This is a genomic window from Pseudomonas jilinensis, assembly GCF_003586265.1.
Lineage (GTDB): Bacteria > Pseudomonadota > Gammaproteobacteria > Pseudomonadales > Pseudomonadaceae > Halopseudomonas > Halopseudomonas phragmitis.
The window spans coordinates 127,088-153,194 of the sequence record NZ_QJSA01000011.1; the positions used below are offsets into that span (position 1 = coordinate 127,088).

Here is a 26,107-nt window from a genome sequence, read left to right on the forward strand (position 1 = left end):
GGTTTAACGACCGGGCTGTGCTAGGAAAGGGAGAGTCGCCCGGTATTTCTGCCAACACTAAATCACATCTAAGGAGCATGAAGGGCTTGACTGGCCATTCATAATCTCTGACCAGGGTGATCACGAATAAGTTCAAAAAAATTTTTAGACGGATGAGTTATCAGCGGTAGCCGGCTTATAAGCAGCTCAAGCCGGCCAGCCCCGCCGCAATCAGTGCGCCTGATCCCAGTTATCACCCACACCCACTTCGACCACCAGCGGCACATCCAGTTCGGCGGCGGCGCCCATGTGCCGGCGCAGGCCTTCGCTGAGCGCCTCGACCTGATCTTCGCGGACCTCCAGCACCAGTTCGTCGTGTACCTGCATGATCATTCGCGCATCCAGCTGGCTTTCGCTCAGCCAGGCGTCGACCGCAATCATCGCCCGCTTGATGATATCGGCGGCGGTGCCCTGCATCGGCGCGTTGATCGCAGTGCGTTCAGCGCCCTTGCGCATCGCCTGATTTTTCGAGTGAATCTCCGGCAAGTACAGCCGGCGGCCGAACAGGGTTTCCACAAAACCCTGCTCACTGGCCTGGGCACGGGTGCTTTCCATGTACTTAAGCACCCCGGGGTAGCGCGCAAAGTAGCGGTCGATGTAGTCCTGGGCCTGTTTGCGCTCAACGTCGATCTGCTTGGCCAGGCCGAAGGCGCTCATGCCGTAGATCAGGCCGAAGTTGATCGCCTTGGCCTTGCGCCGCTGCTCACTGCTGACCTCGTCCAGGGCCACGCCAAACACTTCGGCTGCGGTAGCCTTGTGTACGTCGCGGTCATGCCGGAAGGCGTCCAGCAGGCCGGCGTCCTGGGCCAGATGGGCCATGATCCGCAATTCGATCTGCGAGTAGTCGGCCGCGACCAGCTTGTAGCCGGGCGGGGCAATGAAGGCCTGGCGGATACGCCGGCCCTCGGCGGTACGGATCGGAATGTTCTGCAGGTTCGGATCACTGGATGACAGCCGCCCGGTAGCCGCCACCGCCTGATGGTAGCTGGTATGAATGCGCCCGGTACGTGGGTTGATCTGTTCCGGCAGGCGGTCGGTGTAGGTGCTTTTGAGCTTGCTGACGCTGCGGTACTGCATGATCACCTGCGGCAGCTCGTAACCCTGCTCGGCCAGTTCGGCCAGGACCGCCTCGGCGGTCGAAGGCTGGCCCTTGGCGGTCTTGCTCAGCACCGGCAGTCCCTGCTTTTCATAGAGAATGTCGCCAAGCTGCTTTGGCGAGCCCAGATTGAACTCCTGGCCAGCCAGACGGAAGGCTTCGCGCTCCAGCTCGATCATCTTCTCGCCCAGTTCGCGGCTCTGGATCCCGAGCAGCTTGGCGTCGACCAGTGCCCCGGTGTTCTCGATCCGCGCCAGCACTGGCACCAGCGGCATTTCGATCTCGCGCAGCACCCGCGCCAGCGCCGGAATGGCCTCGAGTTTCTGCCACAGGGTCTGATGCAGACGCAGAGTGATGTCAGCGTCCTCACTGGCATAGGGACCGGCCTGCTCCAGAGCAATCTGGTCGAAGGTCAGTTGCTTGCTGCCCTTGCCGGCAATGTCCTCGAAGCGGATGGTGCTATGGCCGAGGTATTTCAGCGCCAGACTGTCCATGTCGTGACGGGTGGCGGTGGAGTCCAGCACATAGGACTCGAGCATGGTATCGAAGGCCACGCCCTGGACATCAATGCCGTAGCGGCGCAGCACGTTGATGTCGTACTTGGCGTGCTGGCCGACCTTGGCCTTGGCCGGATCTTCCAGCAGCGGCTTGAGCGCGGCCAGCACCGCAGCGCGGTCGAGCTGATCGGGCACGCCCATGTAACTGTGCGCCAATGGAATGTAGGCGGCCTCGTGCGGCTGGACCGCCAGCGACACGCCGACCAGTTCGGCCTGCTGGGCATGGATACTGGTGGTTTCGGTATCGAAGGCGAACAGTTCGGCGGCCTTGAGCTTGTCCAGCCAGCGCTGCAGATCCGCTTGGCTGGTGATGGTTTCATAGCGCGCCTCAACACTCTCACCGGGCTCAATGCTGTTGCCGGTTTCTTCGCCAGCGGCTTTGGCCTCGCGCAGCAGGTCGTCCAGCCAACTCTTGAACTCGAGCTGGCGGTACAACTCAATCAGCGTGTCACGATCAGGTTCGCCAGGCATCAGCGCATCGACGGCGATATCCAGCTCGACATCGACCTTGATGGTCGCCAGCTGATAGGACAGATACGCCATGTCCTTGTGCTCTTCAAGCTTCTCCGGCAGCTTCTTGGCGCCGCGGATCGGCAGCTCGGGCACCTTGTCGAGGTTGGCGTAGATCAGGTCCAGACCACCACCGATGCCGGTCAGCAACCCCAATGCGGTCTTCTCGCCAACTCCCGGCACGCCTGGAATGTTGTCGACCTTGTCGCCCATCAGCGCCAGGTAGTCGATGATTAGCTCGGGGCCAATGCCGAACTTTTCCTTCACACCGTCGATATCCAGCACTGTACCGGTCATGGTGTTGGCCAGGGTGATATGTGCATCGACCAGTTGCGCCATGTCCTTGTCACCAGTGGAAATCACCACCTCACGGCCGGCGGCTGCACTCTGCCGGGCCAGGGTGCCAATCACGTCGTCGGCCTCGACCCCGTCGATGCACAGCAGCGGCAGCCCCAGCGCACTGACACTGGCATGCAGCGGCTCGACCTGGCTGCGCAGCTCATCGGGCATGGGTGGGCGATGCGACTTGTAATGCTCGAACAGCTCATCTCGAAAGGTCGGGCCCTTGGCGTCGAACACTACCGCGAAAGGACTGTTCGGGTACTGCTTGCGCAGGCTTTTGAGCATGTTCAGCACGCCCTTGACCGCGCCGGTCGGCTGACCGGTCGAGGTGGTCAACGGTGGCAGGGCATGGAAGGCGCGGTACAAATAGGACGAACCATCGACCAGGATCAGGGGGGCATTGTCAGTCATGCGTCAGGTCAACATTTCCATGATGAAAAGGGGCTAGAATGAGGGCAGTCATTCAACGATAGGACAGCTTAACATGACACGCATGATTGGCCGCGGCCTGGCGATACTGGCTTTGAGTCTTTCCCTGCCATTGGCCGCCCAGGAAGGCCTGACCGGCGAGCCGGACGTGACCATCCGCCAGGAGGGCGACAAGACCATCGAGGAGTACCGGGTCAACGGCTTCCTCTATGCGATCAAGGTAACCCCACAAAACGGCCCACCCTATTTTCTGGTCGCCGTAGATGAAGACGGCAACTTCCAACGGGCCGATCAAGTCGGCGGCATGCGCATTCCCGGCTGGAAGATTTTCGAGTGGTAAGGGTCTGACATGTCGGTGTTTACTCCGGTCAGCCGGGAACAACTGGAAGCCTTTCTTGACGGCTTTGCCCTGGGTCGGCTGGTCGACTTCAGCGGCATCGCCGGTGGCAGCGAAAACAGCAACTTCTTCGTCGCTACCGAGCAGGGGGAATACGTCCTGACGCTGGTCGAACGCGGCCCGGTGGCCGACCTGCCGTTCTTTATCGAGCTGCTGGAGCACCTGCATCAGGCCGGCTTGCCGGTGCCCTATGCGATCACCGACCGCCAGGGCCTGGCATTGCACCGACTCAATCAGCGCCCGGCGCTGTTGCAGCCACGGCTGGCTGGCAAGCATGTCGAACAGCCCGATCCGGCTCATTGCCAGGCCGTTGGCCAAATGCTTGCGCGCCTGCACAACGCCACCGCCAGCAGCAGCCTGGAACGCATCAGTGATCGCGGCCTGGCCTGGATGCTGGAGACCGGCCGCCGGTTACACGACCGCATCAGCGATAGCGCGATTCACCACCTGGTCACCGAACTGCTGACCCAGATCGAGCAGTGGCAGGCCCACTACCCGGGCTTTCCCCGGGCCATCCTGCACGCCGACCTGTTCCGCGACAATGTCCTGTTCGACGGCCATCACCTCAGCGGACTGATCGACTTTTACAACGCCCACAGCGGCTGGACCCTCTACGATGTTGCCATCACCGTCAACGACTGGTGCCTGAGCGCTGAGCAACAACTGGACCCGACCCGGACCCAGGCGCTGCTGGCCGGCTATGCCGGCATTCGTCCGTTTACCCCATTCGAGGCCAAAAGCTGGCCTGCGGTACTGCGCCTGGCAGCACTACGATTCTGGCTCTCGCGCCAACTGGCCGCCGAGCGGCATGCAGGGCAAAGCGGCGTGCTGGTCAAGGATCCGGGGCATTTTCTACGGGTGCTGGAGCAGCACCGCAATGTGAATATCGGCCTGCCGCTGGCACTTTAGCCTGGCATATGGGTCAGAACATCTGGCGTGAACTCACGCCTTGACCATATGCCCAGGGAGGGCGATGTCCGTGTCTCGACGCATTCTGCTTGTACTTCTGGCCATAGCCATGGCGCTGCCACTGGCCTACCTTGGCGAAACCCGGCTGCCGGCGCTGCTGGCCGAAGACCTGCCCCAGGCCGATGCGGTCCTGGTCAACAAGACCGAGCGCAAGCTCTATCTGCTGCGGAGCGGTCAGATCTACCGTGAATACTCCATAGCGCTGGGCGGCAACCCGGTCGGACACAAGCAGCAGGAGGGTGACCGGCGCACACCGGAGGGCGACTACGTGCTGGACTGGCGCAATCCCAACAGCGGCTATCACCTGTCGCTGCACGTGTCCTACCCCAATGCCGAAGACCACGCCCGCGCCGCGGCCCAGGGCGTATCTCCCGGCGGCATGATCATGCTGCATGGCCAGCGCAACGGGTTCGGCTGGTTTGCCCCCGTATTGCAACGCCGCGACTGGACCAATGGTTGTGTGGCGTTGACCAATGTCGCCATGCAGGAAGTCTGGCGGGCAGTGCCGAACGGTACGCCAATTCGAATCCTGCCGTGACCAGACACCCGGACAGGCGAGGTCAATTGCACTAAAGTGAAACCTCTCAACCAGGAGGGTTAGTCATGAAAGGTTCCTGTCTATGTGGTGCCATCCAGATCAGCGCCAGCGATCAGACCGAGGTCAACGTCTGTCATTGCAACATGTGCCGACGCTGGGGTGGCGGCCCTTTTCTGGCAGTACATTGTGGCTCGCAGGTCGAGTTCAGCGGCTCGCTGGCACCGGCCCGCTATGCCTCGTCGGACTGGGCTGAACGCGGCTTTTGCCCGGCCTGCGGCACGCACCTGTTCTATCACCTGCTACCCGATGGCGAGTATGCGCTGCCAGTCGGACTATTTCAGGACGATGAGCGCTTTCAACTGACCGAACAGATCTTCATCGATCACAAACCTGACTACTATGCGCTGGCCAACCAGACCCGCACCCTGACCGGCGCCCAGGTCTTCGCGCTGTTTGGCGCCAGTCAGGACTGACGCGGACCTGCAGCCATGGGCGCCACCCAGGAGAGTATCGAACAGCTCTATCGCCAGCATGCGCGCCGGGTGCTGGCGACCCTGATCCGCCTGCTGGGCGATTTCACCCTGGCCGAGGAAGCCTTGCAGGAGGCCTTTGCCGCAGCGCTCAAGCAGTGGCCAGAGCAGGGCGTGCCGGACAACCCGACGGCCTGGCTGATCACCGCCGGGCGGCGACGGGGTATAGATCAGATCCGTCACCGGCAACTGACTCGCGAACGGGCCCATCTGCTGCTTGAGCCCGAAGGCGATGAACAGGAGCCGGACCCGCGAAGTATCGCCGATGACCAACTGCGCCTGCTGTTCACCTGCTGTCATCCCAGCCTGGCCCTGGAAGCCCAGCTGGCCCTGACGCTGCGCGAGATGTGCGGACTGACTACCGAGCAGGTCGCCAGCGCGCTGCTCAATAAGCCCAGCACCGTGGCCCAGCGCATCGTGCGAGCCAAACGCAAGATCCACGCGGCGCAGATTCCCTATCAGGTACCAGAAGCTGGCGAACTGGCCGAGCGCCTGCCTGGGGTGCTGCGGGTGATCTATCTGGTATTCAATGAAGGCTATTCAGCCAGCAGTGGTAGCGTACTGATTGATGTCAGTCTGGCCGATGAAGCGATCCGGTTGGCCGAGGAACTGGCGCAGTTACTGCCGCATGGCGAGGTATTTGGCCTGCTGGCGCTGCTGTTGTTGCAGGACTCGCGGCGCAATGCGCGCCAGACTGCCGATGGTGAACTTATTACGCTGGAGGAGCAGGACCGTCAGCGTTGGGATCGGTCGCGTATCGAAGCCGGTCTGCATTGGTTAACCCAGGCACTGGCCTTGACCCCGACCGGCCCCTACACCCTGCAGGCTTCGATTGCTGCCGAGCATGCCCGGGCCAGCCGGGCCGAGCAGACCGATTGGGCGCGAATCGTTCGCCTGTATCAGACACTGTTGTACCTGCAACCCTCGCCGGTAATCGCCCTCAACCACGCAGTAGCAGTGGCCATGTGCGATGGCCCCAAAGCGGGGTTGGTGTTACTTGATGCGCTGACTGCACACAAGAATATCGTCAACTATCACCTGTTCCATGCTGCCCGCGCTGATCTGCTGCGCCGCAACGGAGACTCGGCAGCAGCACGGCATGCTTATCAGCGTGCGCTGGAGCTGACCAGCCAGGAGCCGGAGCGGCGCTTTCTGGCTCGCCGTATTGCTGCCCTGAATGGCAAACAGGGCTAACCAGAGTCTGCGCCAATCCAGATGCCACTCCGTGCCAAAAAAACTGCCGATCCATGTCGATTGCCCTCCTGCTGATGCGACTAAGGAGTAAATCCACCACAAGGAGCGTTACCCGATGAAGTTCATGTTGATGAGAAAGGCCGATTTCCGCACCGAGCAGGGCGAGTTGCCGTCGCAAGAGATTCTTGGCGCCATGGCCGACTACAACGAACGCATGACCAAGGCCGGGGTGTTCGTCAGCGGTAACGGCCTGCGGCCGACCAACGAGGGCTGCCGTATCCAGATGCGCGACGGCCAGGTGGAGGTGATATCTGGGCCGTTCACCAGTCCTGGCGAACAGCTGGCCGGCTACAGCATTCTTGAAGTGGACTCACTGGAGCAAGCCATCGACTGGGCCCGGCAGTGGCCGGTTGAAGACAATGACGGCAACGTCACTCTGGAGCTGCGCCGCTACTTTGAGCTCTCGGACTTCGAGCCTGGTCATGGCCTTGCCAAACACCAGCAACAGGCGCGCCTGCCGACGGGCCTGAATGTCCACTTGAGCTTTCCCGGAACCTGCCGCGAGGCCATGCAGTTCTACGCCGAGGTCACCGGTGGCGAACTGGAAGCCCTGCTCAGCTACGCGCAGACACCTGCCGCCGAGCAGGTGCCGGCCAGCCTGCATGACAAGATCATCCATGCTTCGCTGAACATTCGTGGGCGGCGACTGATGGGTGCCGACATGCCGGCGGACCAGTATGTCGCACCGCTCGGCATACAGGTGCAGCTCGAATACCAGGACCCGGTGCAGGCCGAAACCGCTTTTACCCGCCTGCTCGAGGGTGGCCAGGTGATCATGCCGTTCGAGCAGACCTTCTGGGCCTACCGGTTCGGCATGCTCACTGACCGGTTCGGCGTGCACTGGATGATCAACTGTGAAGTGGGCCCCTGCCCGCTGTCCCGCGAAGGAGAGCCAACATGAAATACGTCGCGCTGGTGTACTACCAGGAGAGCATCATCGAAGCCATGACCGAGCAGCAATGGCACGACCTGAATCAGGAGTGCATCGCCGGAGTCGAGCGACTGAGCGAGCAGGGCCACTATCTCGCTGGCCAGGCCCTGCAACCTGTAGACACGGCGACCACCGTGCGCCGCCGCGATGACCAGATACTGATATCCGATGGCCCCTTTGCCGAGACCAAGGAGCAACTGGCGGGGTTCTACCTGCTGGAGGCCCGCGATCTCGACGAGGCCCTGCAACTGGCCAGCCGCATCCCGCCAGCGCGCTTTGGCAGCATCGAAGTGCGCCCGGTACGCGAACTGCCACCCAAAGACTGAAACCGGAGGTTGCCATGAGTTACGTCGATGGTTTTGTATTGGCGGTACCGACCGCCAACAAGCAACGCTATATCGAACACGCCCGCGAAGCCGGCGCGGTGTTCAAGGAGTACGGGGCGCTGAAAATGGTCGAATGCTGGGGTGATGACGTACCACAGGGCGAGATCACCTCGTTCCCCATGGCAGTCAAGTGTCAACCAGATGAAACCGTGGTGTTCTCCTGGCTGCTATGGCCGAACCGGGCGGTACGCGATGCCGCCATGCCCAAGGTGATGGCCGATCCGCGCCTGCATCCGGACAACAACCCGATGCCATTTGATGGCAAGCGCCTGATCTACGGTGGCTTCGACGTGGTTGTTGACGAATAGGAGGAGCAGTGCGTCTGCTCAGAGACGCTCCAGGCAGGTCGCCAGGTTGTCACCCAGCTCACGCAACAAAACCTCGTAACCCTGGGCCGTGACGGCGACCTCGCTGCCCAGCGGGTCCAGCTCACCACTGAATACGTTCAATCCTTCACTCAGACTGTCGATCAGCCGCGGTGGGAACTGCGGCTCGCGAAACACGCAGCTAGGACCGACGCTGCTCAAACGCTGGCGCAACAGATTGACATGCCGGGCCCCCGGCTGGACTTCATGCGACAAGCTGAACACCCCTTCGGCACGCAGGCCGTAGGCATCCTCGAAATAGCCATAGGCATCGTGAAACACGAAGTAGGGCTTGCCCTGCAAAGGCGTCAAGCGCTGTACCAGGTCCTGATCTAGTATCTCCAGACGCTGCTCAAAGGCGGCCAGGTTGGCTTGCAGGCGCGCCTGCTGCCCGGGATACAACCTGACCAGGTCAGCGGCCATCCAGCGGGCGATGGCCTGGGCATTGGCCGGTGCCAGCCAGATATGAGCATCGACCATGCCTTCATGATGATCGTGATCATGCCCGAGGTGGTCGTGGGCGCGTTCGGCATGCTGAAAGTTCAGCGCCGGCCCCAACGTACGCAGCGTCAGTGCCGGAGCTTGCTGGATAGCTGCACGAGCACGCGGCTGGTCCTTGAGCAGTCGCTCAAGAAACAGTTCCAGCTCCGGGCCGACCCAATAGATCCGCTCGGCCTGTTGCAGTGCCCGACGGTCAGAAGGCCGCAGCGCATAGCTATGCGGCGAGGCGCCGGTCGGCAGCAATACCGCCGGCTGGTCAATTCCATCGAGAACGGCAGCAGCAATCAATTGCAAAGGTTTGATGGTGGTGAGCACCCTGGGGGTGTCCGCCAACGCAGACAACGACAAACCCATCCCGCACAGCAGGATAAGCAAGAAACGCCACAGCATGGTCATACCTCGAAGAACTGGATTGTTATATGATAACAGCGAATGCTCTCAGGGTCTGCCGGTGCCTGTTACTGCGGTTTGCGCACCCCGACCCTCTCACAGGTGGCCATGATGACCGATCCCAGCATATCCCCCAATCCTCACCACCCGCACGACCACAGTCAGTGCGTGCATCAGGCACTGTCCTCGGCCGAGCACTTGTGTCAGCGCGAGGGCGTGCGCCTGACCGCGCTGCGCAAACGGGTACTGGAGCTGGTTTGGCAGAGCCACAAGCCGCTGGGAGCCTACGATATTCTGGAAACCCTGGCCCGTGAAGACGGCCGCCGGGCGGCCCCGCCGACCGTCTATCGGGCGCTGGACTTCCTGCTCGAGCAGGGGCTGGTGCACCGGATCGCTTCGCTCAACGCCTTTATTGGCTGCTCCAGCCCGGAACACCGGCATCAAGGCCAGTTTCTGATCTGTCGCCAGTGCCATGTGGCCGTCGAACTGGACCAATTGCCAATTCATCAAGCGATTGCCGACAGCGCGGCGCAACTGGGCTTTGAGGTCGAGAGCGAAACGGTCGAGATCACCGGGCTGTGCAAACGCTGCCGGGAGCACGCATGAGCGACGAATTGCTGAGCCTCAGCGAGGTCAGCCTGCGCCGCCACGGCAACCAGGTACTGGAACGGGTGGCGCTAAGCGTCAGGCGCGGCGAGATCGTCACCCTGATCGGCCCCAACGGCGCTGGCAAGACCAGTCTGGTGCGCATCGTCCTGGGTCTGCTCAAGGCTGACAGCGGCCAGGTCTGGCGCCAGCCGCGCCTGCGGGTCGGTTATATGCCGCAGAAACTGCATGTCGATGCCACTCTGCCGTTGACCGTACAGCGTTTTCTGCTGCTGGTGCCCGGCGCCAGGAAACCCCAGGTCCAGGCCGCGCTGGAAGACGTTGGTGCCGCTCACCTGCTGAGTCGGCCGCTGCAACAGGTCTCCGGCGGTGAGTTGCAACGCATCCTGCTGGCCCGGGCTCTGCTGCGCAGCCCCGACCTGCTGGTGCTCGACGAGCCGGTGCAGGGCGTTGACGTTAATGGCCAGATCGAACTGTACCAGTTGATCACCCGGCTACGAGACCGCTACGGCTGTGGCGTGTTGATGGTCTCCCATGACCTGCATCTGGTCATGGCCACCACCAATACTGTGGTCTGCCTGAACCGCCACGTCTGTTGTTCGGGCCACCCGGAGCAGGTCAGTCTGGACCCGGCCTTCGTCGCCCTGTTCGGTGATCAGGCCAGCGCCCTGGCCGTCTACAACCACCATCATGACCATGCCCACGACCTGCACGGTGAAGTGGTGCCAGGCGATCATACTCACCAGCACGGACCGCATTGCAAACATGCCTGAGTTTCTTCTTTATGCCCTGCTCGCCGGCCTGGGGCTGGCGCTGGTGGCCGGACCGCTTGGCTCATTCGTGGTCTGGCGGCGTATGGCCTACTTTGGCGATACCCTGTCACATTCGGCGCTGCTTGGCATCGCGCTGGGCATGTTGCTGGATATCAACCTGACCTTGGCGGTAACCGTCGGCTGTGTGCTGCTGGCGGTGCTGCTGGTGGCTTTGCAGCACAAGCAGTGGCTGGCCAGCGACACCCTGCTGGGGATTTTGGCACACAGCACTCTGTCACTGGGTCTGGTGGTGCTGGCCCTGACCGACAATGTGCGGGTTGATCTGATGGCCTACCTGTTTGGCGATCTGCTGGCGATCAGCAGCGACGACCTGCACTGGATGCTCGGTGGTCTGCTGGTGGTGATGGCGCTGATGACGGTGCTGTGGCGGAGGCTGCTGTCGATCACCGTGCATGAGGAGCTGGCCCGGGTCGAAGGCCTGCCAGTCACCGCGATCCGCCTGGCGCTGATGCTGTTGATCGCGATTGTTATTGCCGTGGCGATGAAGATTGTCGGGGTACTGCTGATCACCTCGTTGCTGATCATTCCTCCGGCGGCAGCCCAGCGTCATGCCCGTACCCCCGAGCAGATGGCCTTCGGTGCCAGCTTCCTTGGCTGCCTGGCAGTGCTGGGTGGGCTGGCGCTGTCCTGGCATCTGGACACCCCGGCCGGCCCCTCGATCGTGGTCTGCGCAGCGGGGATGTTTATGTTGGCCTTGAGTGTGCCGCGGCGGGCCTAGGGCCCGCCGGCTCAGATCTGCGACTGCAGGTAGTTTTCCAGACCCACCATCTTGATCAAACCGAGCTGCTTCTCCAGCCAGTAAGCGTGATCTTCCTCGGTATCCTTGAGTTGCAGGAGCAGAATTTCCCGGCTTTGATAGTCACCATGGGTTTCGCACAGGGCGATGCCCTTGGCCAGCGCCTCACGCACTTCATACTCCAGCTTCAGGTCGGCGGCCAGCATGTCCGGCACGGTGAACCCCGGCTGGATCGGTGTGGGTGTCATATCCGGGCGTCCACCCAGGAACAGGATCCGCTTGAGCAGCGCATCAGCGTGCTGGGTCTCTTCCTCCATCTCATGATTGATGCGCTCGTACAGCTTGCTGTAGCCCATGTCCTCATACAGTCGCGAATGCAGAAAGTACTGGTCCCGAGCGCTCAGCTCCCCGCGCAACAGTTCCTTCAGGTAGTTGACGACCTCTGGGTGTCCTTGCATGACGCCACCTCGATTCAGACTCGATGAATATCCGCTGATTGTGCCTGAACCAAGGTCCAGCGGCCAGCAGCAAGCAATAAAAATACTAACTAATACAGCATGTTACGCCTATCTAAGCATTGATGAGAAAGATAAGCACCGGCATTCTCGGTTGCTCACTGACCTGCCATGATCCGCGGCAGCCACTGGCTCAGCTCGGTCGGCTTGAGCGGCGGGCGGATAAAGCCGGCATAACGGCCCTGGGGGTCGACGATAACCACCTGACCACTGTGATCGACCAGATAGTTGTCCTGGCTGGTGTCCGGCTCGATATAGGCAATCGACAGCGCCTGGGCCAGCTTGGCCAGCTCGCTCGGCTGGCCAGTGGCGCCAGTGAATCCGGCATTGAAGAAGCTCAGATAACTGTTCATCTGCTCGGGAGTATCGCGCTGTGGATCGACGCTGACCATGGTCACCTGCAGCTGGTCGCGGCTATCCTCGGGTAGGCCGCTGCTGACCTGACGCAGCTCGGCCATGGTGGTCGGACAGATATCCGGGCAGAAGGTGTAGCCAAAAAACAGCAAATTCCACTGCCCCTGCAGGTCAGCCTTGCCCCAGTTTTCGCCCTTGGCCGAGATCATCTGGACCTCGGGTATCGGCCGGGGTGCGTCGAACAGGAAGATCCCGGCCTGGGACAGCTGGGCCTTGTCCAGCGGCGCGGGTCGCAGCACTTTGTTGACCGTGGCACCGATGACCAGAGCCACCGCAGCCAGAGTCACCAGTACGGTTTTTTGCACACCACTCAAAGCCATCCGGCCACTCCCGCGTAATGATCGACCAGCAGGGCCACGAACAGCCACAGCAGGTACCACAGAGAAAATTTGAAGGTCTTGATCGCCGCGTGCGGGCGACTGTCACGCCACAGCGCCCAGGCCCAGTCGATGAAGCGCAGGCCCAGCACCAGAGCGGCGGCCAGATACAGCACCCCGCTCATGTGAATGACATAGGGCAGCAGGCTGACCGCCAACAGGATAAAGGTATACAGCAGGATATGCAGCTTGGTATAGCGCTCGCCATGGGTCACCGGCAACATCGGGATATCGACCTTGGCGTACTCGGCCTTGCGGTGAATGGCCAGCGCCCAGAAGTGCGGCGGAGTCCAGGCAAAGATGATCAGCACCAGCAGCAGCCCCTGGGCATCGACCTGCCCGGTTACCGCCGTCCAGCCGAGCAGCGGCGGCGCGGCTCCTGCCAGACCGCCGATGACGATATTCTGCGGGGTAGCACGCTTGAGAAACGAGGTGTAGATCACCGCATAGCCAAGCAGTGAGCCAAGGGTCAGCCAGGCGGTCAACGGATTGATCCAGTGCAGCAGAATGGCCATGCCGGCCACGCCCAGCGCCAGCGCGAACAGCAAAGCATGAATGGGATTGACCCGCCCCTGGGCCAAAGGCCGGCGCTGAGTCCGGGCCATGTGGATATCAATGCGCCGATCGACCACATGATTGATCGCCGCCGCCGAGCCAGCGCACAGGGCAATGCCCAGATTACCGAGTAACAACACGTGCCAGGGCACCATGCTGTCGGTGGCCAGCAGCATGCCGATCGCCGAGGTGATGATCATCAGTGCCACGACCTTGGGCTTGGTCAGCTCCAGGTAATCGCGCCAGCCGGCGCTGGCCTGGGCGGTCTTGATCAAGGTTGCCATTCCACATCCCCCTGACGCCGGTATGGACGTCTTGTGCTTTGTTGTTCTTGTCCGGCCAGTATGCGTCAGCCCTCAGCGACTGACCAGTGTGCCGGCCGACAGGCTACGATCAAACAGCGCTTCACGGGCCGGGGCCCGGACCCGATAGTTGATGCTCACCAGCACCAATAACAGCACCGCACCGAAGGCGTTGTGGGCCACGGCCACAGCCAGCGGCAGGTGCGCCAACACATTGGTGATGCCCAGCCCGACCTGAATCGCCAGCGCCAGCAGCAGCAGCCCAGCCAACCGGCCAAGCCCGGCGCCAAGCAGACGCCAGGCCAACAGCAGGACCGCCAGCGTAGTGATCAGCGCCCCGATCCGATGGCTCAGGTGAATGGCCGTACGCCCCGGGCCATCAAGCATGCCACCCAGATAGTTGGGACCGATTTCCTGGAACACATTGAAGCCGGCGGCAAAGTCCATGTTGTCCGGCCACCACTGACCATGACAGGTCGGCAGATCGACACAGGCCACCGCCGCATAATTGCTGCTGACCCAGCCGCCCAGGGTGATCTGGGCGATCACCACCAGCAACACCAGCCGGGCCAGATTACGCAGCCGAGCCATGGCCGGACTGGGAGCCAGCGGGTTCAGACCGCCGTGCAGACGCAAACCCAGCAGCAGTAACAGACTCAGAGTGGCGAAACCGCCGAGCAGGTGGGCGGTAACCACCTGCGGCCAGAGCTTGAGAGTCACGGTCCACATGCCGAACGCAGCCTGACAGATCACCAGTGCCAGCAGCCCCCAGGCCAATCCCACGGGATAGCCGGGACGCCGGCGCTGCTTCAGGCTCAGCAACGCCAGCCCGAGGATCAGCAGGCCGAGAATGCCCGCGGCATAGCGGTGAATCATTTCCGCCCAGGCCTTGAAGGCCTCGACCGGGTCATCCGGGAAGCGCATCTGGGCCAGCTCCAGAGCTGCGTCGCTGCGCGGTACGCTGAGAAACCCATAGCAGCCGGGCCAGTCCGGACAGCCGAGGCCGGCATGTACCAGCCGGGTATAGGCCCCGAGAATCACCACCACAAAGCCGAAACCAAGGGCAATCAAGGCAAACAGATATCCGGGTTTACGCATGGTTCAGCCCACCTTGGAAACTTTCATCAGGTACTTAAGGTCGTCCAGCAGCCGCTTGGCCGGCTCGCCCTGCTCGTGATGCAGAACCACTGTGCCGAGTGGGTCAACCAGCCACAATTGCGCGCCCTGGCGCCAGTGTTCAGGCTGTTGATGCAGACTGTCTTGATAGGCCGTGGCATCCAGCCGGGTGTGGGCCAGACGCGGGAATTCATCCAGCCGGGCTGCCACCGCCGGCTCAAGCTCCCCGCTCAGCGCCAGCACATGCTGAGCCCGGCCGGACTCGCGACCCAGTGCGACATGGATCTGCCGGGCGGTATGCACCAGTTCCAGGCAGGCGCTGTCGCAGTCGCCATTGACCGTGACCAGCAGGCGCCAGGGAGCACCATAACCGACCGGCTCCAACCCGATACCCCAGTCGCCCAGGCTCATGGCCGGCTCCACCAGCGGCGTTCTGTTGGTCTGGCTGTCGGGTATGCCGATATCCAGCTTGACCATGACCCAGGCGGCCAGCATGGGCCCGACCACCACGGCGATGATCGCCAGCAATTTAAGCTGGCCACGGCGTTGTGGGACCTGGTTGTTATAGCTGTTGTCAGTCGCACTCATCATGGTGTTTCCCCCGGGGTTCGGGCCGCAAACCGGCCCAAATGAACAAACCCAGCAAAGCCGTGGCCAGGGCGAACCATTGCACGGCGTAGCCGGTGTGTTTGCTGGCGGTCATCGGCAGACCTGGCCAGTCGAGTTGGAAAGCCGCCGGGCTGCCGTCGGTCAGACGGGCCAGCCAGGGCTGCAAGTGAAGTTGGCTGCTGGCGGCAAACTGCTCCGGATCAAGCTGGGTAATCAGCCGCGGCCAGCCGGCACTGGCCGAATCATCTGCCAGGCTGAAACCCTCGGCGGCAGCCGGGAGGGTTTCGGCATACAAGTTGAGAGTTTCTGTCGGCGTAGTGATGACCGGCAACTGGCGCCGGTCAGGCCAGGCCAGCCAGCCACGGTTGACCACCAGCCAGAGGTTGCTGGGCTGATCATGGAAGGCTTGCAGTACTTCCACACCGGCCCGGCCATCACGGGTGCGGTTGTCCAGCAACCAGATATAACGGGCATCGAACCGGCCCTGCAGCAACAGCGGCTGCCAGGCTTGCAAGCGGCTGGCGTCCTGACTGGTGAGGCTGACCGGCGGGCTGAAGCGCTGAGCATTCATGGCCGCTTCAAGCTGCCGTTTCTGTTCGGCCCGGTCGAGTTGCCACAGACCGAGGCTGATCAGGATCGGCAGAAAGGTCAGGGTGAACAGCCAGAGTGGCCAGCCCGGCGCAAAGCGGGGGCGCTGCCGGGGCTGTTCTTCGCTAACGCTCATGACCATCGCCGGCTCCACCTGGGTCTATACTTAAATGACTCTTCACCGCCATGGACCTTCACTCATGCTCTTGAAACTGACCATCCTGGTATTGCTGGCGGCCATCGTGGCCAGCCTGTTCAGCGGCCTGTTCTTTCTGGTTAGAGACACCACCAATACCGGCCGGCTGGTCAGCGCGCTCAGCGTACGCATTGCGCTGACGGTCGCGGTGGTGCTGCTGATTGCCTGGGGGTTTTGGTCAGGACAGTTGGCCTGGCATGCCCCCTGGCTCTAGGGAAACACTGATTAAATCAGTTTCGGTGTTGGCCCAATTGTCGCTGATCTATTCTGGACACGCCGTGAACCCATCCCTGGGGGCTTGACGATGCCCGTCCAGGGCATCGACAGTCCAGAACAGATCAGCGCCAACCGGGCTACTGAACTTGTGTGCAATTAATCAGTGTTTCCCTAGGGGCTTTCAAAAGATGTAGACAAAAATAAACAGCCCGACCCAGACCACATCCACAAAGTGCCAGTACCAGGCCGCGGCCTCGAAGCCAAAGTGCTGCTCCGGGGTGAAGTGGCCCTTGTAGACCCGGATCAGGATGATCGTCAGGATCAGCGCGCCCATGGTCACGTGGGCGCCGTGAAAACCGGTGAGCATGAAGAAGGTCGCACCGTAAATCCCGGAGTTCAGGGTCAGCCCCAGGTCGCGATAGGCGTGCACGTATTCGGCGATCTGGAAACCGAGGAACACCACCCCTAATACCACGGTCAGCAACAGCCAGTTCTGCAGGGCCTTACGCTTGTTGGCCCGCAGGGCGTGGTGAGCGAAGGTCACGGTGACACTGGAGCTGATCAGGATGATGGTATTGAGCAGCGGCAGCTGCCACGGGCTGATGATCTCGCTTGGCCCTTGGAACCGACCTGGATCGGGGTTTTCCATCAGCGGCCAGGCGAACTCGAAATTGGGCCACAGCAGCTCGCCGGTCATCACCTTGTCGCCGGCACCACCCAGCCAGGGCCCGGCCAGGGTGCGAACATAGAACAGCGCACCGAAGAAGGCGGCAAAGAACATCACCTCGGAAAAGATGAACCAGCCCATGCCCAGGCGAAATGAGCGATCCATCTGCGGGCTGTAGAGGCCCTGGCGGCTTTCATCGATCACATGACTGAACCAGCCGAACATCATGTAGGCGATGATCAGCGCCCCGGTAAAGAAGATCAGGTGCCCGGACTGGCCGGAGCTGTTCATCATGGTGCCGGCCCCGATCACGGTGACCAGCAGACCGACGGAGCCGACAATCGGCCATTTGCTCTGTGCCGGTACGTAGTAGGTTTGGTGACTCGCCATCTGTTGTTCTCCTTGTAAGGCAGTCAAATCAATCAGTGCAGGCCGGCCAGATCGAGGCTGGCGGCCATGCGCTCGGTCACATCAAACAGGGTATAGGCCAGGGTCAGACGCCGGACATCACCGGGCAGCCCTGGGTCAACAATAAAGCGTACCGGCATTTCCACCCGCTCTCCCGGCTGCAATACCTGCTGGGTAAAGCAGAAACACTCGGTCTTGTGGAAATAGGCGGCGGCCTTGGACGGTGACACGCTGGGTATCGCCTGGGCCACCATCGGCCGGTCGGTCGGGTTGTGGGCGATGAAGTTCATGGTGTGGGCCTCGCCCGGGTGCAGCACGATCTCGGCGGCCTCCGGGCCGAACGACCAGATCATGCCCTCGGCGTTGCTGGAAATGAACTGGACCCGCACATTACGCTCCTCGTCCACGCCCTGCACACTGCCCTGAAAGGCGCTGCTGCTGGTCTTGCCATTGATGCCGAAGGCCTCGCACATCACATCGTAGATGGGCACCAGCAGGAAACCGAAGCCGAACATGCCGACCACCAGCAGCAACAGGCGACCGACCAGACGTTTGGTACTCAGGCCTTCTTCGTTCATGACAACCTCCGCGTTATTTGACTTCCGGCGGGGTGCTGAAGGTGTGATAGGGCGCCGGTGACGGCACCGTCCACTCCAGCCCGTCGGCACCGTCCCAGGGCTTGGCCGCAGCTTTCTTGCCGCCACGGATGCACTTGATGACGATGAACAGGAACAGCAACTGGGTAACCCCGAACATGAACGCCCCCACCGAGGAGATCATGTTGAAGTTGGCAAACATCATGTGATAGTCCGGAATCCGCCGGGGCATGCCGGCCAGGCCGACAAAGTGCATCGGGAAGAACGCCAGGTTCATGCCGATGAAACTCATCCAGAAGTGGGTCTTGGCCAGTACCTCGTCATACATGTGGCCGGTCCATTTCGGCAGCCAGTAGTAGGCCGAGGCGAAAATCCCGAAGATCGCCCCGGGCACCAGCACATAGTGGAAGTGGGCAACCACGAAGTAGGTGTCGTGATACTGGAAGTCAGCCGGAGCAATCGCCAGCATCAGCCCGGAAAAACCGCCGATGGTGAACAGAATCACGAAGGCCACGGAAAACAGCATCGGCGCCTCGAAGCTCAGCGACCCCCGAAACATGGTGGTCACCCAGTTGAACACCTTCACCCCGGTCGGCACCGCGATCAGCATGGTGGCGTACATGAAGAACAGCTCACCAGTCAGCGGAATGCCAACGGTAAACATGTGGTGGGCCCAGACCACGAACGACAGGAACGCAATCGCCGCAGTGGCATAGACCATCGAGGTGTAGCCGAACAGCGGTTTGCGGCTGAACGCCGGGATGATCGCACTGACCGCACCGAACGCCGGCAGGATCATGATGTAGACCTCGGGATGCCCGAAGAACCAGAAGATATGCTGGAACATCACCGGATCGCCACCGCCGGCGGCATTGAAGAAGCTGGTGCCGAAGTGGATATCCATCAGCATCATGGTCACCACCCCGGCCAGCACCGGCATCACCGCAATCAGCAGGAAGGCGGTGATCAGCCAGGTCCAGACGAACAGCGGCATCTTCATCAGGGTCATGCCTGGCGCGCGCAGGTTGAGGATGGTGGCGATGATATTGATCGCGCCCATGATCGAACTGATACCGGCGATATGAATGGCGAAGATGAAGAAGGTCACGCTCGGCGGCGCATAGGTGGTCGATAGCGGCGCGTAGAAAGTCCAGCCGAAGTTCGGCCCACCTCCAGCCATGAACAGGGTCGAGAGCAACAGCCCGAAAGCGGCCGGCAGCAGCCAGAAACTGAAGTTGTTCATCCGCGGCAGGGCCATGTCCGGGGCCCCGATCATCATCGGGATCATCCAGTTGGCCAGCCCGACAAAGGCCGGCATGACCGCGCCGAACACCATGATCAGACCGTGCATGGTGGTCATCTGGTTGAAGAACTCCGGCTCCACCAGTTGCAGCCCGGGCTGGAACAGCTCGGCCCGTATGACCATGGCCATGCAGCCGCCCAGCAGGAACATGGCGAAGCTGAACCACAGGTACATGGTACCGATGTCTTTGTGGTTGGTGGTCAGTACCCAACGCATCAGGCCCTTGGCGGGACCATGCGCATGGTCGTCGTGGTGATGATCGATCACTGCACTCATGACAGGTCTCCTATTGGCCTTGTTTGAACTCGAGGATATCCAGCGGGGTTACGACGTCGCCGGTATTGTTGCCCCACGCGTTTCGCTCGTAGGTGATGACGGCGGCGATGTCGACTTCCGAGAGCTGGTTGCCGAAGGCAGCCATGGCAGTGCCGGGGCTACCCTTGACCACGACCTCGATGTGGCCGGGGATGTCGTTGAGCACCATGTCGGTACCCTTGAGTGACGGGAACAGCGGCGGCAGACCTTCACCATTGGGCTGGTGGCAAGCCGCGCAGGCGGTGTTGTAGACCCGCTGACCACGTTCCATCAGCTCGTCCAGGGTCCACTCTTTCTCGCGTAGTTCAGCCTCCAGAGCAGCAGCTTCTTTTTTCTCGGCCAGCCAGGCGGCGTAATCTTCTTCAGTCTTGGCCACCACCACGATGGGCATGAAGCCATGGTCACGACCGCAGAGCTCGGCGCATTGCCCCCGGTAGGTGCCGGGCTCGTCAATGCGGGTCCAGGCCTCGTTGATGAAGCCGGGGATGGCATCTTTCTTGACCGCCAGGGCCGGTACCCACCAGGCGTGGATGACGTCGGCGGCGGTGATCAGGAAGCGGACTTTTTTGCCGATTGGCAGCACCAGTGGCTCATCGACTTCCAGCAGGTAATGTTCACCCTTGTCGACCCGATTGTAGATTTCGTCGCGGCTGGTGGTCAGGTTGCTCATGAAGGTGACGTCTTCACCCAGATAGCTGTACTGCCAGCGCCATTGGTAACCGGTAATCAGCACGTCGACATCGGCATCTTCAGTGTCGTAGATTTCGATCAGGGTCTTGGTCGCGGGAATCGCCATGCCGATCAGGATCAGCAGGGGTATTACGGTCCACAGCACTTCAATCGATACGTGCTCGTGGAATTGGGCGGGTTCTGCGCCCTGGGACTTGCGATGCATCAGCATCGACCAGAACATCACCCCGAAGACGATGATGCCGATGACCACACAGATCCAGAAAATGGTCATGTGCAGATTGAAGATCGAGTGGCTGACCTCGGTCACCCCCCTCGTCATGTTCATTCCCCAGTCGGCACTCGCTGAAACACTGAGCGCAGACAAGGACAGCCCGGCCAGCCAGGCATATGCAGGTCGCAACATTCCCGGTTCCCCTTTATTTTTGTTATCACTCCTGGCGCGTGGGGAACAATGGCCATTAACAGACACGGAGACTGCTAGGACGCCCGAAGGCCGGGTATTGGAGGAGCCGTGCAAGCGGCCAATCTCCCTTCCGACCGTAACCCCCCAAAGGCTACCAGACGTTTTGAGTATAGACAGGCATGGAGGCTTGGCAATGTTGCTGCCAGGGTTTTTTTGCAGCGCGTCAAGAGTCCGGCCTGCCGTCATTTGTTAACGGAGGTTGCAGGCACACTCGGCACCATATGCCAAAATGTTCTTATGGCTCAGCCCTGAGTCACTTTGACGACCTTCAGATCCTCTGCTAGCTTCATGTGCTCACCTATATTTACCATCGGATGGCCATCAGGCGCTCGGCTTGCCTGACGGCCCTGGAGTACCTATGAATATTGCCGCATTACGCCAAAGGGTCAGCGAGGCTCAGCAGCAGACCGGCTTGCGCAGCGCCCTGCGCAATTGGCTGGAACAGCGCATTCCCGCCCTGCACCCGGCCATAAGCTCCCAGGATCAGGCTCTGGATACTTTCCAGGGTTTTGTCGAAGCCTATATCTGTCAGGTACCGGACATTCTCGAAGCGGCCCAGAGCGTGGCCGATGCCACCGGGCTGCGCCCGGCCCTGATCCCGGTGCTCAAGGTTGCCGAAGCCTTTTTCCTCCAGCCCCCGCAATTGCCGGAGGAGCACCAGGGCTTGCTGGCGCTGCTGGATGAAGCCTATCTGGCTCACCGACTGGTTGAGGAAGTCAACGACCTATACGTGGCCGAGGGTGGCGAGCCGCTGATTCCGATGAACACCACCCGGGCCAACCTGATCGTTCACCAACTGCTGGGCGAACCCTTCGCCAACCAGCTGGATGCCGCCGTCGATGAAGCCGTCAGCGGGCTATTGCCGAGCCGGCTGGAGCTCAAGGATGCTGACCCAGAACGCCGACAGGCGCTCTGGGAAGAGTGGCCGTGCATGTCTCAGCAACTGGGGTTGGATATTCGTCTGCCCAGCATGGTTTGAACCACGGGAGCGGACACTTGCTGCCCCCCGACGCTCAACTATCCTTCTTCAGTCTGGGATTGGGAAAGAACTGCACGGTCTGGCCGCGTTGAACCTTGGCCGCGACCGGCTTAGGCGCGTTGACCCGGGTCGTTAGTTCCTTGGGCACCGAGTTGCCACGAGCATCCAGGGTGTCGGCATAGCCACAATTGACGCATTCGCGATGTGGCACGCCGTCTTCCTCGAACATGCGGATGGTATCCATCTGGCTGCAGGCCGGGCAGACGGCGCCAGCGATGAAGCGCTTTTTCACTCCGCTCATGCCGCCTGACCTGCCAGCAGACCGCTGTGGCGCAGCAATGCGTCGATCGACGGCTCACGACCGCGGAACGCCACGAACAGCTCCATCGGCTCACGGCTGCCGCCCTGAGCCAGAATGTTGTCGCGGAAAGCCCGGCCAGTCTGTGGATTGAGTACCCCTTCCTCCTCGAAGCGCGAGAAGGCATCGGCCGACAGCACCTCGGCCCACTTGTAGCTGTAGTATCCGGCCGCGTAGCCACCGGCGAAGATATGGCTGAAGCCGTTCTGGAAGCGGTTGAAAGCCGGCGGCGGGAATACCGACACCTCGGCCCGCACCGCGTCGAGCACCTGCTGGGCGCTCTGGTCCGGATGGCGACCGACATGCAGCTCGAAGTCGAACAGCGAGAACTCGACCTGGCGCAGCATGCCCAGACCGGACTGGAAGTTCTTGGCCGCCAGCATCTTGTCGAGCAGATCCTGCGGCAGCCGCTCACCGCTCTGGTAGTGGCCGGAGATCAGCGCCAGACCTTCCGGCTCCCAGCACCAGTTTTCCATGAACTGGCTGGGCAGCTCGACCGCATCCCAGGCCACGCCGTTGATGCCGGAAGCAGCCGGATAGTCGACCCGGGTCAGCAGGTGGTGCAGACCGTGGCCAAACTCGTGGAACAGGGTGGTGACCTCGTCGTGGGTCAGCAGGGCCGGCTTACCGCCGCTGGCCGGAGTGAAGTTGCACACCAGATAGGCGATCGGCTGCTGCAGCTCACCGGCAGACAGCCGGCGGCGATCACGGCAGCCGTCCATCCAGGCACCACCGCGCTTGTTGCTGCGAGCATACAAGTCGAGGAAAAAGCGCCCAATGCGCTGGCCGTTCTCCAGCACCTCGAACAGCCTGGCATCCTTGTGCCAGCGTTCAAACTCGCCAACTTCCCGCAGCTCAATGCCGTACAGGCGCTGGACAATGGCGAACATGCCATTGATCACGGTGTCGACCGGGAAATAGGGGCGCAGCTGCTCCTGAGAAATCGCATAGCGATGCTGGCGCAATTGTTCAGCGTAATAGCCGACATCCCAGGCCTGCAGGTCAGTGCAGCCACGCTCGGCGGCGAAGGCCCGCAATTCGCTCAGATCCTGCTCGGCGTGTGGGCGACTGCGCTGGCCCAGATCGCGCAGGAACTGCAGCACCTGATCCGGGGTTTCGGCCATCTTGGTCGCCAGCGACAGTTCGGCGTAGTTGGCAAAGCCCAGCAGCGCCGCCAGCTCCTGGCGCAGTTGCAGAATTTCGCTGATCAGCGGGCCGTTGTCATGCTGACCGGCATTCGGACCCTGATCCGAGGCCCGGGTGCAATAGGCGGTGTACAGTTCCTGGCGCAACGCACGGTCATGGGCATAGGTCATCACCGCGTAGTAGCTGGGGAACTCCAGGGTAATCAGCCAGCCGTCCAGCTCGCGAGCCTGGGCCGCCTCTCGGGCTTGGGCGATGGCTGACTCCGGCAGGCCATCGAGCGCGGCCTCGTCATCAAGCTGCTTGGTCCAGGCCTGGGTGGCGTCCATCAATTGGTTGGAAAACCGGCTGTGCAGCTCCGACAGGCGCATCTGCAACTCGCCATAGCGCTGCTGCTGCTCGGCTGGCAGGGCGATACCAGACAGGCGGAAATCGCGCAGCGCATGCTCGACGATGGTCCGCTGAGCCTGATCCAGGGTGGCGAACGCCGGGCCTTCGGCCAGTTGCCGGTAGGCGTCATAAAGCCGCTGGTTCTGCCCCAGTTCGGTGTAGTACTGGCTCAACAGCGGCAGACAGGCGTTATAGGCGTCGCGCAGCTCGGGGCTGTTCATCACCGCGTTGAGGTGACTAACCGGAGACCAGGCTCGCGACAGTCGCTCGCCCATCTCGTCCAGCGGCTCAACCAGATTGCTCCAGCTCCACTGGGCCGGCGGGTTGCTCAGCAACGCCTCCAGCGCGGCACGGTTGTCGGCAAGAATCTGCTCGACGGCCGGCTTGACGTGCTCGGCGCGAATCGCGGCGAAGGGCGGCAGGTCATAGGATTGCAGCAGCGGGTTGGACATGACGGGTATCCTGAATCGAGGGATGGCTTACAATGCCCTATATTAAAGAACCGCAAAGGGCTTGGGGAACCTCTGAAAAACTACCTGCGTTGGCAATACTGCGTTAAAAACAGCCTCAAAATGCTCATTTACACCGCGTAAACTGCGCTTTGTCGGCTGTTTTTGCCTTGTCTTGCCTACCTCGCCTACGTTTTTCAGAGGTTCCTTCGCATCGTTGAATGCAGTAGAAGATATCAATGATGGCGATAGCCGTGAAATTCAAGGGTGGGCCGATGAAGCTGCGCAAATTCCGAGACTGGCAACCGAAACTGGGTGAGCGGGTGTTCATCGATCCCTCGGCAGTGGTCCTGGGCGATGTCGAACTGGGCGATGACTGCTCGGTCTGGCCGGCTACCGTGATCCGTGGCGACATGCACCGCATCCGCATCGGCGCTCGTACCAGCGTGCAGGACGGCAGCGTACTGCACATCACCCATGCCGGGCCGTTCAACCCCGATGGTTACCCGCTGATCATCGGCGAGGACGTGACCATCGGCCACAAGGTGTTGCTGCATGGCTGCACGGTGGGCAACCGGGTGCTGATCGGCATGGGCAGTATCGTCATGGACGGGGCGGTGATCGAGGACGAGGTGGTACTAGGGGCCGGCAGCCTGGTGCCGGCCGGCAAGACCCTGAAAAGCGGCTACCTTTACATGGGCAGCCCGGCCCGGGAAGTGCGGCCGATCAGTGAACGCGAGCGCAGCTTCTTCAGCTATTCGGCCAACAACTACGTCAAGCTCAAGGACCAGCACCTGGCAGAAGACTGGAGCCACTGACCAACGGTCACGGTTTCGGGCCGATGACTGACCAACAATCACTCCGGTGAATGGTCATGGTGCCGCAGCCCGGCTGGTTTAACATCGGGCTCATACCGGGTGTTGCGCCCGGCCATCCAGAACAACAGATTACTCGGAGAATTGCCGATGTCCGCCTACGTCAATCGCAAGGTCGTCCTCAGCCGCCGCCCACAGGGCGAAATCCAGGACGGCGACCTGTCGCTGGTCGAAGCCCCAGTACGTGAACTCAAGGACGGCGAAGTCCTGATCAAGACCCTGTGGCTGTCACTCGACCCCTATATGCGCCCCCGGATGAATGACAGCAAGGGTTATATGGACCCAATCGGTATCGGCGAAGTGATCGTCGGCGAAAGCATCGGCCGGGTGATCGAGTCCAACTCTGACAACTATCAGGTCGGCGATCTGGTCACCGTCTACTCCGGCTGGCAGGAATACTGCATCATCCCCGGCGACGCCGCCATGGTCTACAAGATCAAGGAACAGGGCGCCCCGCTGCAGACCTACCTGGGCGTAGCCGGCATGCCCGGTCGTACCGGCTACTGTGGGCTGATGTACGTCGGCAAACCCAAGGCCGGTGAAACTGTGGTGGTTTCCGCCGCCTCCGGCCCGGTCGGCACCGTGGTCGGCCAAACCGCCAAGCAGCTCGGCTGCCGGGTGGTGGGCGTGGCCGGCGGCCCGGACAAGTGCAACTATGTGGTCAACGAGCTGGGCTTTGACGCCTGCGTCGACTACAAGGCCGGCAACCTCGAGGCCGATCTGGCCGCCGCCTGCCCGAATGGCATCGATGTCTACTTCGAAAACGTCGGCGGTGACGTCGCCAAGGCCGTGGCCAAGCTGCTCAACCCCGGCGCCCGGGTGCCGGTGTGCGGCTACGTGTCAGCCTACAACGTCGCCGACCAGAGCCAGGTTGAAACCCCGTTCCACATCTTCGGCAAGCTCGACCCCAAGCCCGAGCACCGCTTCTTCCTGGTCACTGAGTGGCAGGACCAGCATCAGGAAATCACCGCCCTGCTGGCCGGCCAGGTCGCCAGCGGCCAGTTGAAGTACAGCGAAACCATCGCCGAAGGTCTGGACAACGCGGTCGAAGCGTTCAAGGGCATGCTCAAGGGCAAGAACTTCGGCAAGCAGTTGGTACATATCGCCGACTAATCCCCTCCTGGCGCCGGGCCAAGCCGGCGCCGCCTCTGGAACGGAACCTGCATTGCCT

Annotated in this window: 29 protein-coding genes; 15 read left to right on the forward strand and 14 right to left on the reverse strand. The window is 61.6% G+C overall.

Annotated features, from left to right (window positions below; all coding sequences use genetic code 11):
• Positions 1 to 210: 210 nt before the first annotated feature.
• On the reverse strand, positions 211 to 2,955 hold the full coding sequence (gene polA, locus C2846_RS13165) for a DNA polymerase I (RefSeq protein ID WP_119701639.1): 2,745 nt from the start codon (positions 2,953 to 2,955) through the stop codon (positions 211 to 213).
• Between the two features lie 82 nt (positions 2,956 to 3,037).
• Here polA and C2846_RS13170 point away from each other — a divergent pair, with 82 nt between their 5' ends.
• From C2846_RS13170 to C2846_RS13205, 8 genes are all read left to right on the forward strand, one after another.
• Complete coding sequence (locus tag C2846_RS13170; RefSeq protein WP_119701668.1) at positions 3,038 to 3,313, forward strand: DUF2782 domain-containing protein; 276 nt, start codon at positions 3,038 to 3,040, stop codon at positions 3,311 to 3,313.
• A 9-nt stretch (positions 3,314 to 3,322) separates the two neighbouring features.
• Complete coding sequence (locus C2846_RS13175; RefSeq protein ID WP_080048858.1) at positions 3,323 to 4,279, forward strand: homoserine kinase; 957 nt, start codon at positions 3,323 to 3,325, stop codon at positions 4,277 to 4,279.
• 64 nt (positions 4,280 to 4,343) lie between these two features.
• Complete coding sequence (locus C2846_RS13180) at positions 4,344 to 4,877, forward strand: L,D-transpeptidase family protein (RefSeq protein ID WP_080048859.1); 534 nt, start codon at positions 4,344 to 4,346, stop codon at positions 4,875 to 4,877.
• A 65-nt stretch (positions 4,878 to 4,942) separates the two neighbouring features.
• Positions 4,943 to 5,350: a GFA family protein gene (locus C2846_RS13185; RefSeq protein ID WP_080048860.1), complete on the forward strand. Its 408-nt coding sequence runs from the start codon at positions 4,943 to 4,945 to the stop codon at positions 5,348 to 5,350.
• A gap of 15 nt (positions 5,351 to 5,365) precedes the next feature.
• A complete protein-coding gene (locus C2846_RS13190) occupies positions 5,366 to 6,601 on the forward strand; it encodes an RNA polymerase sigma factor (protein WP_119701640.1) in 1,236 nt (411 codons plus the stop codon).
• Between the two features lie 115 nt (positions 6,602 to 6,716).
• Positions 6,717 to 7,562, forward strand: coding sequence for a YciI family protein (locus tag C2846_RS13195; protein WP_080048862.1), 846 nt, complete (start codon positions 6,717 to 6,719; stop codon positions 7,560 to 7,562).
• Complete coding sequence (locus tag C2846_RS13200; RefSeq protein ID WP_080048863.1) at positions 7,559 to 7,918, forward strand: YciI family protein; 360 nt, start codon at positions 7,559 to 7,561, stop codon at positions 7,916 to 7,918. The genes C2846_RS13195 and C2846_RS13200 overlap by 4 nt, the downstream gene beginning before the upstream one ends.
• A gap of 14 nt (positions 7,919 to 7,932) precedes the next feature.
• Positions 7,933 to 8,286, forward strand: coding sequence for a DUF1428 domain-containing protein (locus tag C2846_RS13205; protein ID WP_080048864.1), 354 nt, complete (start codon positions 7,933 to 7,935; stop codon positions 8,284 to 8,286).
• Positions 8,287 to 8,304: 18 nt separating this feature from the next.
• Here C2846_RS13205 and znuA read toward each other — a convergent pair whose 3' ends face one another.
• Positions 8,305 to 9,234: a zinc ABC transporter substrate-binding protein ZnuA gene (gene znuA / locus C2846_RS13210; protein ID WP_420849052.1), complete on the reverse strand. Its 930-nt coding sequence runs from the start codon at positions 9,232 to 9,234 to the stop codon at positions 8,305 to 8,307.
• A 111-nt stretch (positions 9,235 to 9,345) separates the two neighbouring features.
• Between znuA and C2846_RS13215 the strand changes: the two genes are divergently transcribed.
• The 3 genes from C2846_RS13215 to znuB are packed head-to-tail and all read left to right on the forward strand — an operon-like array spanning position 9,346 to position 11,391.
• The gene (locus tag C2846_RS13215) at positions 9,346 to 9,840 is read left to right on the forward strand and encodes a Fur family transcriptional regulator (protein WP_080051614.1); all 495 of its coding nucleotides are present in this window, start codon (positions 9,346 to 9,348) and stop codon (positions 9,838 to 9,840) included.
• A complete protein-coding gene (znuC, locus tag C2846_RS13220) occupies positions 9,837 to 10,613 on the forward strand; it encodes a zinc ABC transporter ATP-binding protein ZnuC (protein ID WP_080048866.1) in 777 nt (258 codons plus the stop codon). The genes C2846_RS13215 and znuC overlap by 4 nt, the downstream gene beginning before the upstream one ends.
• The gene (znuB, locus tag C2846_RS13225; RefSeq protein WP_080048867.1) at positions 10,606 to 11,391 is read left to right on the forward strand and encodes a zinc ABC transporter permease subunit ZnuB; all 786 of its coding nucleotides are present in this window, start codon (positions 10,606 to 10,608) and stop codon (positions 11,389 to 11,391) included. The genes znuC and znuB overlap by 8 nt, the downstream gene beginning before the upstream one ends.
• An 11-nt stretch (positions 11,392 to 11,402) precedes the next feature.
• On the opposite strand, the gene bfr is transcribed toward znuB, so the two are convergent.
• The 6 genes from bfr to C2846_RS13255 all read right to left on the reverse strand — a co-directional run bounded on the left by bfr (position 11,403) and on the right by C2846_RS13255 (position 16,021).
• Entirely contained in the window at positions 11,403 to 11,867 is a 465-nt protein-coding gene (gene bfr / locus C2846_RS13230; RefSeq protein WP_080048868.1) for a bacterioferritin, read from the reverse strand.
• A 155-nt stretch (positions 11,868 to 12,022) separates the two neighbouring features.
• The gene (locus C2846_RS13235; RefSeq protein WP_080051615.1) at positions 12,023 to 12,652 is read right to left on the reverse strand and encodes an SCO family protein; all 630 of its coding nucleotides are present in this window, start codon (positions 12,650 to 12,652) and stop codon (positions 12,023 to 12,025) included.
• Positions 12,649 to 13,554: a heme o synthase gene (gene cyoE / locus C2846_RS13240; protein ID WP_080048869.1), complete on the reverse strand. Its 906-nt coding sequence runs from the start codon at positions 13,552 to 13,554 to the stop codon at positions 12,649 to 12,651. Before cyoE ends, C2846_RS13235 begins: the two co-directional genes overlap by 4 nt.
• A gap of 72 nt (positions 13,555 to 13,626) precedes the next feature.
• Entirely contained in the window at positions 13,627 to 14,670 is a 1,044-nt protein-coding gene (locus C2846_RS13245; RefSeq protein ID WP_080048870.1) for a COX15/CtaA family protein, read from the reverse strand.
• Between the two features lie 3 nt (positions 14,671 to 14,673).
• Positions 14,674 to 15,279: a hypothetical protein gene (locus tag C2846_RS13250; RefSeq protein WP_131038219.1), complete on the reverse strand. Its 606-nt coding sequence runs from the start codon at positions 15,277 to 15,279 to the stop codon at positions 14,674 to 14,676.
• On the reverse strand, positions 15,263 to 16,021 hold the full coding sequence (locus tag C2846_RS13255) for an SURF1 family protein (protein ID WP_080051616.1): 759 nt from the start codon (positions 16,019 to 16,021) through the stop codon (positions 15,263 to 15,265). Before C2846_RS13255 ends, C2846_RS13250 begins: the two co-directional genes overlap by 17 nt.
• Before the next feature lie 64 nt (positions 16,022 to 16,085).
• Between C2846_RS13255 and C2846_RS13260 the strand changes: the two genes are divergently transcribed.
• On the forward strand, positions 16,086 to 16,295 hold the full coding sequence (locus C2846_RS13260; RefSeq protein WP_080048872.1) for a twin transmembrane helix small protein: 210 nt from the start codon (positions 16,086 to 16,088) through the stop codon (positions 16,293 to 16,295).
• 183 nt (positions 16,296 to 16,478) lie between these two features.
• On the opposite strand, the gene C2846_RS13265 is transcribed toward C2846_RS13260, so the two are convergent.
• From C2846_RS13265 to coxB, 4 genes are read right to left on the reverse strand one after another with little or no spacing between them, the layout of a single operon-like run.
• On the reverse strand, positions 16,479 to 17,354 hold the full coding sequence (locus C2846_RS13265; protein ID WP_080048873.1) for a cytochrome c oxidase subunit 3: 876 nt from the start codon (positions 17,352 to 17,354) through the stop codon (positions 16,479 to 16,481).
• A 32-nt stretch (positions 17,355 to 17,386) separates the two neighbouring features.
• On the reverse strand, positions 17,387 to 17,950 hold the full coding sequence (locus C2846_RS13270) for a cytochrome c oxidase assembly protein (RefSeq protein WP_080048874.1): 564 nt from the start codon (positions 17,948 to 17,950) through the stop codon (positions 17,387 to 17,389).
• Between the two features lie 13 nt (positions 17,951 to 17,963).
• Positions 17,964 to 19,547, reverse strand: a complete 1,584-nt coding sequence (gene ctaD / locus C2846_RS13275; protein WP_080048875.1) for a cytochrome c oxidase subunit I — start codon at positions 19,545 to 19,547, stop codon at positions 17,964 to 17,966.
• Between the two features lie 10 nt (positions 19,548 to 19,557).
• The gene (gene coxB, locus C2846_RS13280) at positions 19,558 to 20,682 is read right to left on the reverse strand and encodes a cytochrome c oxidase subunit II (RefSeq protein ID WP_080048876.1); all 1,125 of its coding nucleotides are present in this window, start codon (positions 20,680 to 20,682) and stop codon (positions 19,558 to 19,560) included.
• Positions 20,683 to 21,100: 418 nt separating this feature from the next.
• On the opposite strand from coxB, the gene C2846_RS13285 reads away from it, so the two are divergent.
• On the forward strand, positions 21,101 to 21,721 hold the full coding sequence (locus tag C2846_RS13285) for a hypothetical protein (protein ID WP_080048877.1): 621 nt from the start codon (positions 21,101 to 21,103) through the stop codon (positions 21,719 to 21,721).
• 34 nt (positions 21,722 to 21,755) lie between these two features.
• On the opposite strand, the gene C2846_RS13290 is transcribed toward C2846_RS13285, so the two are convergent.
• Positions 21,756 to 22,022 (reverse strand): YheV family putative zinc ribbon protein, encoded by a 267-nt coding sequence (locus tag C2846_RS13290; protein WP_080048878.1) that lies wholly within the window; start codon positions 22,020 to 22,022, stop codon positions 21,756 to 21,758.
• Positions 22,019 to 24,064 (reverse strand): oligopeptidase A, encoded by a 2,046-nt coding sequence (gene prlC / locus C2846_RS13295; RefSeq protein ID WP_119701642.1) that lies wholly within the window; start codon positions 24,062 to 24,064, stop codon positions 22,019 to 22,021. The genes C2846_RS13290 and prlC overlap by 4 nt, the downstream gene beginning before the upstream one ends.
• Positions 24,065 to 24,336: 272 nt before the next feature.
• On the opposite strand from prlC, the gene C2846_RS13305 reads away from it, so the two are divergent.
• Both C2846_RS13305 and C2846_RS13310 read left to right on the forward strand, forming a co-directional pair.
• On the forward strand, positions 24,337 to 24,879 hold the full coding sequence (locus C2846_RS13305) for a gamma carbonic anhydrase family protein (RefSeq protein ID WP_080048880.1): 543 nt from the start codon (positions 24,337 to 24,339) through the stop codon (positions 24,877 to 24,879).
• Between the two features lie 147 nt (positions 24,880 to 25,026).
• Entirely contained in the window at positions 25,027 to 26,049 is a 1,023-nt protein-coding gene (locus C2846_RS13310) for an NADP-dependent oxidoreductase (RefSeq protein ID WP_080048881.1), read from the forward strand.
• Positions 26,050 to 26,107 lie beyond the last annotated feature (58 nt).

What these genes read in the sequence shown, in the direction of transcription:
- znuC (WP_080048866.1), top strand. Translation starts at nt 9,837, where the DNA reads ATGAGCGACGAATTGCTGAGCCTCAGCGAGGTCAGCCTGCGCCGCCAC.
- C2846_RS13310 (WP_080048881.1), top strand. Translation starts at nt 25,027, where the DNA reads ATGTCCGCCTACGTCAATCGCAAGGTCGTCCTCAGCCGCCGCCCACAG.
- C2846_RS13255 (WP_080051616.1), bottom strand. Translation starts at nt 16,021, where the DNA reads ATGAGCGTTAGCGAAGAACAGCCCCGGCAGCGCCCCCGCTTTGCGCCG.
- polA (WP_119701639.1), bottom strand. Translation starts at nt 2,955, where the DNA reads ATGACTGACAATGCCCCCCTGATCCTGGTCGATGGTTCGTCCTATTTG.
- C2846_RS13245 (WP_080048870.1), bottom strand. Translation starts at nt 14,670, where the DNA reads ATGCGTAAACCCGGATATCTGTTTGCCTTGATTGCCCTTGGTTTCGGC.
- C2846_RS13200 (WP_080048863.1), top strand. Translation starts at nt 7,559, where the DNA reads ATGAAATACGTCGCGCTGGTGTACTACCAGGAGAGCATCATCGAAGCC.
- C2846_RS13260 (WP_080048872.1), top strand. Translation starts at nt 16,086, where the DNA reads ATGCTCTTGAAACTGACCATCCTGGTATTGCTGGCGGCCATCGTGGCC.
- znuB (WP_080048867.1), top strand. Translation starts at nt 10,606, where the DNA reads ATGCCTGAGTTTCTTCTTTATGCCCTGCTCGCCGGCCTGGGGCTGGCG.
- C2846_RS13185 (WP_080048860.1), top strand. Translation starts at nt 4,943, where the DNA reads ATGAAAGGTTCCTGTCTATGTGGTGCCATCCAGATCAGCGCCAGCGAT.
- C2846_RS13250 (WP_131038219.1), bottom strand. Translation starts at nt 15,279, where the DNA reads ATGATGAGTGCGACTGACAACAGCTATAACAACCAGGTCCCACAACGC.
- znuA (WP_420849052.1), bottom strand. Translation starts at nt 9,234, where the DNA reads ATGCTGTGGCGTTTCTTGCTTATCCTGCTGTGCGGGATGGGTTTGTCG.
- bfr (WP_080048868.1), bottom strand. Translation starts at nt 11,867, where the DNA reads ATGCAAGGACACCCAGAGGTCGTCAACTACCTGAAGGAACTGTTGCGC.
- C2846_RS13195 (WP_080048862.1), top strand. Translation starts at nt 6,717, where the DNA reads ATGAAGTTCATGTTGATGAGAAAGGCCGATTTCCGCACCGAGCAGGGC.
- prlC (WP_119701642.1), bottom strand. Translation starts at nt 24,064, where the DNA reads ATGTCCAACCCGCTGCTGCAATCCTATGACCTGCCGCCCTTCGCCGCG.
- cyoE (WP_080048869.1), bottom strand. Translation starts at nt 13,554, where the DNA reads ATGGCAACCTTGATCAAGACCGCCCAGGCCAGCGCCGGCTGGCGCGAT.
- C2846_RS13265 (WP_080048873.1), bottom strand. Translation starts at nt 17,354, where the DNA reads ATGGCGAGTCACCAAACCTACTACGTACCGGCACAGAGCAAATGGCCG.
- coxB (WP_080048876.1), bottom strand. Translation starts at nt 20,682, where the DNA reads ATGTTGCGACCTGCATATGCCTGGCTGGCCGGGCTGTCCTTGTCTGCG.
- C2846_RS13170 (WP_119701668.1), top strand. Translation starts at nt 3,038, where the DNA reads ATGATTGGCCGCGGCCTGGCGATACTGGCTTTGAGTCTTTCCCTGCCA.
- C2846_RS13305 (WP_080048880.1), top strand. Translation starts at nt 24,337, where the DNA reads ATGAAGCTGCGCAAATTCCGAGACTGGCAACCGAAACTGGGTGAGCGG.
- C2846_RS13180 (WP_080048859.1), top strand. Translation starts at nt 4,344, where the DNA reads ATGTCCGTGTCTCGACGCATTCTGCTTGTACTTCTGGCCATAGCCATG.
- C2846_RS13270 (WP_080048874.1), bottom strand. Translation starts at nt 17,950, where the DNA reads ATGAACGAAGAAGGCCTGAGTACCAAACGTCTGGTCGGTCGCCTGTTG.
- C2846_RS13290 (WP_080048878.1), bottom strand. Translation starts at nt 22,022, where the DNA reads ATGAGCGGAGTGAAAAAGCGCTTCATCGCTGGCGCCGTCTGCCCGGCC.
- C2846_RS13285 (WP_080048877.1), top strand. Translation starts at nt 21,101, where the DNA reads ATGAATATTGCCGCATTACGCCAAAGGGTCAGCGAGGCTCAGCAGCAG.
- ctaD (WP_080048875.1), bottom strand. Translation starts at nt 19,547, where the DNA reads ATGAGTGCAGTGATCGATCATCACCACGACGACCATGCGCATGGTCCC.
- C2846_RS13175 (WP_080048858.1), top strand. Translation starts at nt 3,323, where the DNA reads ATGTCGGTGTTTACTCCGGTCAGCCGGGAACAACTGGAAGCCTTTCTT.
- C2846_RS13215 (WP_080051614.1), top strand. Translation starts at nt 9,346, where the DNA reads ATGACCGATCCCAGCATATCCCCCAATCCTCACCACCCGCACGACCAC.
- C2846_RS13190 (WP_119701640.1), top strand. Translation starts at nt 5,366, where the DNA reads ATGGGCGCCACCCAGGAGAGTATCGAACAGCTCTATCGCCAGCATGCG.
- C2846_RS13205 (WP_080048864.1), top strand. Translation starts at nt 7,933, where the DNA reads ATGAGTTACGTCGATGGTTTTGTATTGGCGGTACCGACCGCCAACAAG.